Source organism: Solidesulfovibrio sp. C21, assembly GCF_047785625.1.
Classification (GTDB): domain Bacteria; phylum Desulfobacterota; class Desulfovibrionia; order Desulfovibrionales; family Desulfovibrionaceae; genus Solidesulfovibrio.
The window spans coordinates 22,319-30,340 of sequence record NZ_JBLODY010000051.1 but is presented as its reverse complement, the minus strand read 5'-3'; the positions used below and the strand labels follow the sequence as shown (position 1 = coordinate 30,340).

Annotated in this window: 7 protein-coding genes; all 7 read left to right on the top strand. The window is 67.7% G+C overall.

What is annotated here, in order from left to right; translation table 11 throughout:
- Nucleotides 1–84 precede the first annotated feature (84 nt).
- The 7 genes from ACMZ6R_RS14445 (at nt 85) to ACMZ6R_RS14415 (ending at nt 8,011) form a co-directional block, all read left to right on the top strand.
- Entirely contained in the window at nt 85–477 is a 393-nt protein-coding gene (locus ACMZ6R_RS14445) for a 6-pyruvoyl trahydropterin synthase family protein (protein ID WP_416112662.1), read from the top strand.
- Between the two features lie 169 nt (nt 478–646).
- Nucleotides 647–1,078, top strand: a complete 432-nt coding sequence (locus tag ACMZ6R_RS14440) for an ATP-binding protein (RefSeq protein WP_416112660.1) — start codon at nt 647–649, stop codon at nt 1,076–1,078.
- Complete coding sequence (locus ACMZ6R_RS14435; RefSeq protein WP_416112658.1) at nt 1,066–1,407, top strand: STAS domain-containing protein; 342 nt, start codon at nt 1,066–1,068, stop codon at nt 1,405–1,407. The genes ACMZ6R_RS14440 and ACMZ6R_RS14435 overlap by 13 nt, the downstream gene beginning before the upstream one ends.
- Nucleotides 1,408–1,416: 9 nt before the next feature.
- The gene (locus ACMZ6R_RS14430; protein ID WP_416112656.1) at nt 1,417–2,661 is read left to right on the top strand and encodes a CgeB family protein; all 1,245 of its coding nucleotides are present in this window, start codon (nt 1,417–1,419) and stop codon (nt 2,659–2,661) included.
- Nucleotides 2,658–4,331 (top strand): glycosyltransferase family 2 protein, encoded by a 1,674-nt coding sequence (locus ACMZ6R_RS14425; RefSeq protein ID WP_416112654.1) that lies wholly within the window; start codon nt 2,658–2,660, stop codon nt 4,329–4,331. The genes ACMZ6R_RS14430 and ACMZ6R_RS14425 overlap by 4 nt, the downstream gene beginning before the upstream one ends.
- On the top strand, nt 4,321–5,739 hold the full coding sequence (locus ACMZ6R_RS14420; protein ID WP_416112652.1) for a glycosyltransferase family 9 protein: 1,419 nt from the start codon (nt 4,321–4,323) through the stop codon (nt 5,737–5,739). The genes ACMZ6R_RS14425 and ACMZ6R_RS14420 overlap by 11 nt, the downstream gene beginning before the upstream one ends.
- A gap of 214 nt (nt 5,740–5,953) precedes the next feature.
- Nucleotides 5,954–8,011, top strand: a complete 2,058-nt coding sequence (locus tag ACMZ6R_RS14415) for a flagellar hook-length control protein FliK (protein ID WP_416112650.1) — start codon at nt 5,954–5,956, stop codon at nt 8,009–8,011.
- Nucleotides 8,012–8,022: the final 11 nt, after the last annotated feature.

Sequence of the window (8,022 nt, the reverse complement as noted above, 5' to 3'; positions counted from 1 at the left end):
GGGGTGGGGGCCTGGGGGAGGGGACCCTTTTTTCAAAAAGGGGTCCCCTCCCCCAGTTCTCCCTCCTCTCCCAAAGGGAAAATTATGACGAATAAACGTGGGATATGGCGGTTGACGGTGACGGAGTCGTTTAGCGCTTCGCATTGTCTGCGGGGTTATGAGGGGCCGTGCGAGAATCTGCATGGCCACAATTTCGGCGTCGAGGCTGTGGTGGAGGGCGAGCGGCTCGATCCGAAGATCGAGTATTTGATCGACTTCAAGAAACTGCGGGGGCGCTTGCGCGAGATATTGGCGCCGCTCGATCACCATCATTTAAATGAGGTGCCGCCGTTTGACGTGGAGAATCCTTCGTCCGAGAATCTGGCCCGGTATATTTACCGGAAGTTGGAGGGGGCGTTGGAAGGGGAGGCGGCCCGGCTGGTGAGCGTTTCGGTTCTGGAAAAGGAAGCCAGCAAGGCGACCTACATGGAGTTATGAGGCGTGCGGCTTTTGCTTCAGCGGGTGCGGCGGGCAGCGGTGACGGTGGCCGGGGAAGTGTTGCCGGGGAGGGTGGCATCCCGGCCCCTTGACGGCGCTTGAGGTTTCAGCGCAAAGCGTAATCGGGCTCACACGCGGCAAGCGGCCGCAAGCCATCCGGAGCGGGATTTTGAAACAGCCGGTGATTCACAAAGTTTTTGGCGCCATCTCCCATCCTGGCGACAGCCGTCGGCTGGCCAAGGACGTGGTGGAGTATCTGGCCCGCGAGCATCTGGCCGATACCGACGCCTTGCACGACCTCGACATCATCCTGACCGAGGCTTGCGCCAATGTCTGCCGGCATGCTTACGGCGGAGCCCCGGGCCGGGTGGAAGTCCGACTGGGCGTGCTGCCGGGGGAGTGGGTGGAGCTTGAGATCGTGGATTGGGGCAAGGGATTTGTCTCGGACGCCCGCTTCGAGAATCCGGGACCGGATTCCGAGGGCGGCCGGGGCCTTTACATCATGCGCATGCTCTCGACGCACTGCCGGGTGCATAAGCGGGACGGCGAAAACGTGGTCTTCATCCATAAGGACATAGGCACGACGCGGTGGAAAAGCTGACCATCATGCATGTTGGAAACGCCTTGATGCTGCGCTACGTCGGCGAAATCACCCTGGAGATCACAGGGGACCTCAAGCGCAGCCTGGACGCGGAACTCGACGGGAACAGCGTGGGAACGGTCGTCATCGACCTTTCCGAAGTCACGTTCATGGATTCCTCCGGCATCGGCTTTCTGGTGTCGGTCAACACCCGGATGCGCAGCGCCGGGCGGTCTTTTTACCTTTATCGGCTGAGCAAACCCGTTGAGAAGACCCTGGGGCTGGTCCAGCTGCTCCAGTTCTTCCAGATTCTCGCCGACGAAACCGCCCTGGCCGCCATCTGCGGCTGACGGGGCGTCATGGCTTCTTCCCGGCCTGTCGCCACGCCTGGTTCCCGAAGGCCGCTTTTCCGTCAAAAGCTGCCCCGGGTGCTGTGTCTGACCAGCCGGTTGTTTCTTTTGGGCGAGGTGACGGCCGCTTGCAAGCGGCTTGGCGCGCCGTGCCGTTATCTCGAAACCGGCGACAGCATGGACCTCGACGCTTTCGTGGCCCTTGTGCGTGGGGCGGTGGCCGAATTCCGTCCGGATTTTTTGTTGACCGTCAACCATCTGGGCGTGGACCGCGAGGGCGTGCTGCTTTCGCTGCTTGCCGGGATGCGCCTGCCTTTGGCCTCGTGGTTCGTGGACAGCCCGGAACTGACCCTGCCGCTCTATGCCCCGGCGGCGACGGCCGACACGGTCCTTTTCACCTGGGACACGGACAGCATCGAACCGCTTGTCGCGGCCGGGTTTCCCCACGTCCACTATCTGCCGCTGGCCGCCGACGAGACGCGTTTCGCGCCGCGCCCTCCCGAGCCGGCGGAGCATCCCTGGCGGGCGCGGGTGTCTTTCGTCGGCAATTCCATGCGCGTCAAGACCGCCTTGCGTCTGGCCGCCGCCAAACCGCCACAGACGCTTCTCGACGCCTTTGGCGAGCTGGCCGCCGGGTTTGGCGCGTCGCATCATCGGCTGGTGCGCGCCTACATGGCCGAGGTCCGTCCCGATCTTTTGCCGGTCTATGCGGCCCTTGGGACCGTGGAGCGGGGTCTGGCCTTCGAGACGGCCGTGATCTGGGAATCCACGCGCCGCTACCGGGCCGATTGCGTGGCGCGCACCATGGCGCACAAGCCGCTGCTTGTCGGCGATCCCGGCTGGCGCGACACCTTTGGCGGCGAGGGAACGGACTGGCGCTACCAGCCGGAGCTGGCCTATTACAACCAGTTGCCGCTTTTTTATCCGCTCTCCGAGGTCAATTTCAACGCCACCAGCCTGCAGATGAAGGGCGCGGTCAACCAGCGCGTCTTCGACGTGCCGGCCTGCGGCGCGTTCGTGCTTACCGACGAGCGGGCCCAGATGGAGCGGCTTTTCGAGCCCGGCCGTGAGGTGGCCATATATAGGGATGTGGAGGAGATTCCCGAACTCCTCGCCCGCTACCTGGCCGATCCCGCCGCTAGGGCGTCCATTGCCGCGGCCGGCCGCCGCCGGGTGCTGGCCGAGCACACCTATCCCCGGCGCATGACCGAGCTTTTCGCCGTGATGCGCCAGACTTTCGGGGGCGGGGCATGACGGACCCCGCGCCGTTTGCCCGGTTGCCGGAAGCGGTCTCTCGCCTGCTGCTTGTCGGCGGGCGCGGTCCCGGATTGGCGGCGGCCCGGGACGCGGCCATTTCCGGTGGGGAGGCGTGTCCGGGGTTGGCCGATGCCCTGGCCCTGGCCGTGTGGCAGGACGCGCCGCTGTGGCCCGAGGCGGCGGCGGTGCTTGCGGCCCGCAATGCGAAACGTCCTTTCTTGCCGCCCGAGACGGCTCGCCTCGCGGTCCATGTGGCCGCACATGCCGGGAAAAGCGCCCCCGAGCCGTATTTCGAGCGTCTGGCCGCACGGCGTGAGACGGCCAGGATGCTGGCCTATCTGCTGACCCGGCAAGGGAAGGCCCCGGACGATCCAGGCCTGGCCCACAGGATCGCCGGTCTGGCCCCCATGGTCGGGCAATTTGACGAAGCCGTGGATGTCCTGGCCGCGCTGCCGGAGCCGCTTGCGACGCTTGGGCGGCAGGTGGCCGGCGAACTGGCCTTGCTTGCCGGCCGGGCCGGTGCGGCGGCGACGTTGTTTGAGGGCGCGTTGCCGACGCCGGCCGTGGACAAGCGTCTGGCCGAGGCGCTTGTGGCCGCCGGGAACCGGGAAGGGGGGCTTGCCGCGCTTTCCCGGGCGGTTGCGGCCCGGCCTTTTGACGCCTTGGCGCTGGCCCGGCTGCACGATCTGGCTATCGGCTTCGATTGGCGCACCGCGCCTCTGCCCGGTCCGGTCGCGGTGCTGGTCTATTCCTATAATAACGCCCGGCTGCTGGACCGCACCCTGGACGCCCTGTCCCGGACCGACTGGACCTTTGCCGCCGGCGGGGCGCGGCTGACGGTGCTGGACAACGGTTCGGGCGACGATACGGCCGCGCTGCTTTGCGGCTGGCGCGAGCGCATGGCCGGGCGCATGGAGGTCGTGGCGCTTCCGGTCAATATCGGCGCGCCCGCCGCCCGCAACTGGCTGGCCGCCCTGCCCGGGACCCGATGCGCCGGATTCGTGGCCTTTTTCGACGACGACGCCTTGCCCCCGCCGGACTGGCTGGGGCGGCTCGGGGCGGCCGTTGCCGCGCATCCCGGGGCGGGCGTGTGGGGCGCGATGATCCGGGGCATCGGCAGCCCGCATTTCGTCCAGAGCGCGGACACCCATCTGCTCCCCACGCCGCGCTTGCAGGGGGAGTGGGGCAGGGGCTTCGATCTGGCCCGGCCTTGGCTGGCCACGGCCGATGACGGCGCCTACGGCGTCTGCCGGCCGTGCGCATCGGTCACGGGCTGCTGTCATCTGTTTCGCGTGTCCGTTTTGGAGCGACTCGGCGGCTTCGACCTGCGCTTTTCCCCCACCCAGTACGACGACCTGGATATGGACCTGCGCCAGCTCCTGGCCGGCCAGCCGGCCGTGTATCAGGGCCATCTGCGCGTCGTCCACGCCAAGGCCACGGGCGCGGCCTCGGGCCAGGGCGGGGGGCAGTACGGCTCGGGATTCGCCAACCAGTTCAAGCTCCACCACAAATACGAGGACGACCAATTCGCCGCCGCCGCCGGGACGGCCTTTGCCGCTCTGGCCGGGGACTGCGCCGCCAAGGCGGAGGTCCTGGCCGGCCTGGGGCGCCTTGCGCCGGAGAGCGCGGCCTTGTGGCGCATCGCGGAGGGCGGACGTGGCGGCTGAAAAGCTCCCCATCGCCGTGCTTCAGACCCAGCGGATGGGGGATTTGATCCTCACCTATCCGCTGCTGTTGTGGCTGGCCCGGCGCTACCCCGGCCATCCGGTCACGGTGGTGGCCGAGCCCGATTTCGCCGCGCCCCTGGCTCCCTTGAGTCCCCCGGCCGGGTATTGGCCGCTGTCGCGCGGGGCCGAACTGGCCCGGCGCGAACACGCCCTGGTCATAAACCTGAGCATCCGGCCCGAGGCGGCAAGGCTTGCCGGGCTGATCCCGGCGGAAACGACCCTGGGCCCGGTCGCCGACGCGGCCGGCGTGGTGCGGGTGGCTGGCGATTGGCAACTCTACCGGGCCTCGGTTGTCGGCAACAACCGCCACAACCGCTTCCACTGGGCCGAACTCAATGCCCTGGACCTGATCCCGGCCGGCGACATGGCGGCAACGGCCTGGCCCGCGCCGCGCGGCGGTCGGCCCGACCGGTCCAAGGTCGGGGTGTTCGTGGGTGCAAGCGAGCGCGACAAACGGCCGTCCGCGGCGTTTAGCGGGGCGCTTTGCCGGGAACTGGCCCGGCGGGGGCTGGTGCCGGTGCTCCTTGGCGGTCCGGGCGAGGTGGCGCTTGGCGCCGAGGCGGCAAGAAACGCCGGCATTCCGGTCGGCAACCTGTGCGGCAGGCTGGGACTCATGGAACTGGCCGTGCTCGGTCAGGAACTGTCCTTGCTTATCACCCCGGACACCGGCCCCATGCACTTGGCCGCCTGGACCGGGCTGCGCACGCTCAACATTTCCGTCGGGCCGGTCAGCGCCTACGAAACCGGGCCGTACCAGCCCGGCCATTTCGTGCTGCGGCCCCGCATGTCCTGCCGGGGCTGCTGGGGCTGTGTGCGGGAGCGGCCGTATTGCCGGGAACGTCTGGACGCGGCCCGGGTGGCCTATGTGGCTTCCCGGCTGGCCCGGGGCGAGACGGCCCGGCTGGCCGGGGCCATGGTCCCCGGCTACGAACTGCTCACCACAGGCCGCGACGGGCTGGGGCTCTACGCGCTGACGCCCCTTTGCCGGGGGGAACGTCCCGACGCCCGGGAGGTCCTGGGGGCGTTTTGGCGGGCCCAGTTCGGCTGGCTGCTCGGAACCTTTGACGCGGCCGAGCCCCGGGCCGCCCTGGACGCCCTCGCCGTGGCCCATCCCCGGCTCCTCGCCGCCCTGTCCCGGGGACTGGCCGGCCTTGGCGCGCGGCTTGCCCGGCTGGCCTGCCAGGGGGGCGTGCCCGATGTCGGCTTTGCCCTGACCTTTGCCCCGGTGGTCCGACCCCTGGCCGGATTTGTCGAACGCCTGCTGCAAAACGCCGACGGCGACCGGGCCTCGCGCCTGCGCTGCCTGGCCTTGCTCGAACGTACCGCTTCCCTCGTTTCCAGGTCCTGAGCACGCACCACCGGATCGCTTCCCGCCCCTTCCGTTTTTCTCCTCACCATCCTTGCCCTTGTCCCGACCTTTCGGGTCCGGGGCCGCGTATCGGCCCGGCAAGGCGGAAAAAAACTCCCTGCCTCCTTTCTTTCAAATCGGTAAGATGCCGCCACTGCTCCTTTTTCAAAAATGGAACGGGTCTTGAACAATGTCAGGCGTCAGGAGGCCCAGTATGCAGATTCTTCCGCTTGTCACCACGCGCGCACAGGCAGCCGCAGACGCCATGCAGCAAAACGCCGCGCTCACCTCGCGCCAGTCCGCGATGTTCGCGAGCCTTATGCAAAGCGCCCGCGCCACCACCCAGGCAAGCACCACCCAGGCAAGCACCACCCAGGCAAGCACCACCCAGGCAAGCGCCACGCAGGCAAGTGCCACGCAGGCTGGCGCCGATCAGGCGAGCGTCTCTTTCGCCTCCGCTTCCGCCAGCACCATCACCGATCCGCTCGCGGCGTCCGACACACCCAGCAGCCAGGAACTGATGGCTCTGCCCATGACCCGGGAAGATATTGCCGCCCTGCATGACGACCTGGTGGATCAGGGCTTTTCCGAAGACGAACTCGCCGCCATGGAGCAAAAGGCCGACAGCCCGGAGGGCCTGACCTGGGGCGAGATGATGCATGAGGTGAAAAAGAAGATTTCCAAGACCGAACGCAACGAGAAGAAGGAAGTGTCCAACGAGGATACGGTGCAGCTGCTCGGTCTTTTCGGCAAGCTCGGCTTCACCGCCGACGAGTCGCAGTCCATGGTGGATTCGCTCGGCAAGGGCGAAACCGAGGGCGTCTGGTCCAAGATCAGCGACAAGGTGTCGAGCCTCGGCGATGACGCCTCGGTCAGCCTCGGTTCTTCCGAAATAACCGCCCTTGGCCGGACCATGAACCTGTCCGAGGCCGCCCAGAAGCGCCTGACCGCCCTGTTCGACCAGTCGGGCGCCGAATCCGGGCTGTCCGGCCAGGGCCTGCGTACGGCCTTCGGCCTGGTCAAGAACGAGATTTTGTCCCAGCTGGGCCAGGAAGCGCAGTCCATGCAGGCCTTTCGCCAGGCCGCTTCGGTGGTGCTGGACAGAGCCTGGCAGCGGCAGGAAACCAAGATCAGCTCCGACCTGCATCAGGACGACGTGGCCCGCAAAGCCGCCCAGGTCGTGGCCATGGGCGGCGAAAAGAAGGTCACGGCCCAGGACGTGCCCACGGCCAGTCAGCCCGGCATCGACGTGCTGGCCGATGTGCCCGACGCCGGGACCTCGCCCCTGACGACGGATGCCGCCACGCAGGGCCAGGGCTCCGGCCAGGCGCGCCAAGGGCAGCAGGATGGCCGGGTCGCCGGGCAAAGCGCCCAGGCGGCGGCTTCCGAGCTGCACGGCAAGGCCGGCGCGGTGGCCACCGAACAGGCGGTCGCGACCGGCAACCAGGCCGCGACGACCGGCGTCGGCGCCCAGACCGCTTCTTCGGGCGATACGGCGCAACAAGCCCAGGCTTCGCCCAAGCAGACAGCAACCACGCCCCAGTTCGCGGCCGGGAATCCCAACGGCAACGCCGCCGGCAACGCGGGCGGATTTGCCGCCGGACAGCAAGGCGGCGGCGCGGGCGGTTCTTTCGAGCAAAACGGCCAGGAAGGGAACTGGGGAGAATTTTGGAGCAAGGTTCGGGTGGACAAGTCCGGCGGACAGGCCACCACCGGCGCGGGAAGCAATACCGCCCAGACCATGGCCGCCATGGACGCGGTCAATGGTTCGCGCCAGGCCTCGCAGGCCAAGCCCTTTGACGCCGCCCTGGCGGCCCGGGCCGCGCGTCAGCTCGAAACCGGCATCCTGCGCAACGTCGGCCAGAACGCCAAGCAGCTGACCCTCAATCTTTCGCCCGACGAGCTTGGCAAGCTGAGCGTCACGCTGACGGTCAAGGACAAGGAAGTCAAGGCGATCATCAAGGCCGACAATGCCGACACGGCCGCCATGCTGCACGATCAGGCGGCGCACATCAAGAAGACCCTGGAGGACCAGGGGTTCAAGGTGACCAAGCTCGAGGTGCAGACCGGCGTTTCCCAGGACAACCAGAGCGCCTGGCAAAGTTCCGAACAGCACAACCAGGCCCGTGAACAGCGCGAGGCCATGGAACGGATGCGTTCCTCCCAGCGTCTGGCCCGGTCCGGCGGCGGCATCGCCCTGGACGCCGACGCTTCGGGATTCGTGCCCCAGGCCGCGACATCCGCCGCCTCCGGGCTCGACCTTTTCGCGTAACAACGGAGCAT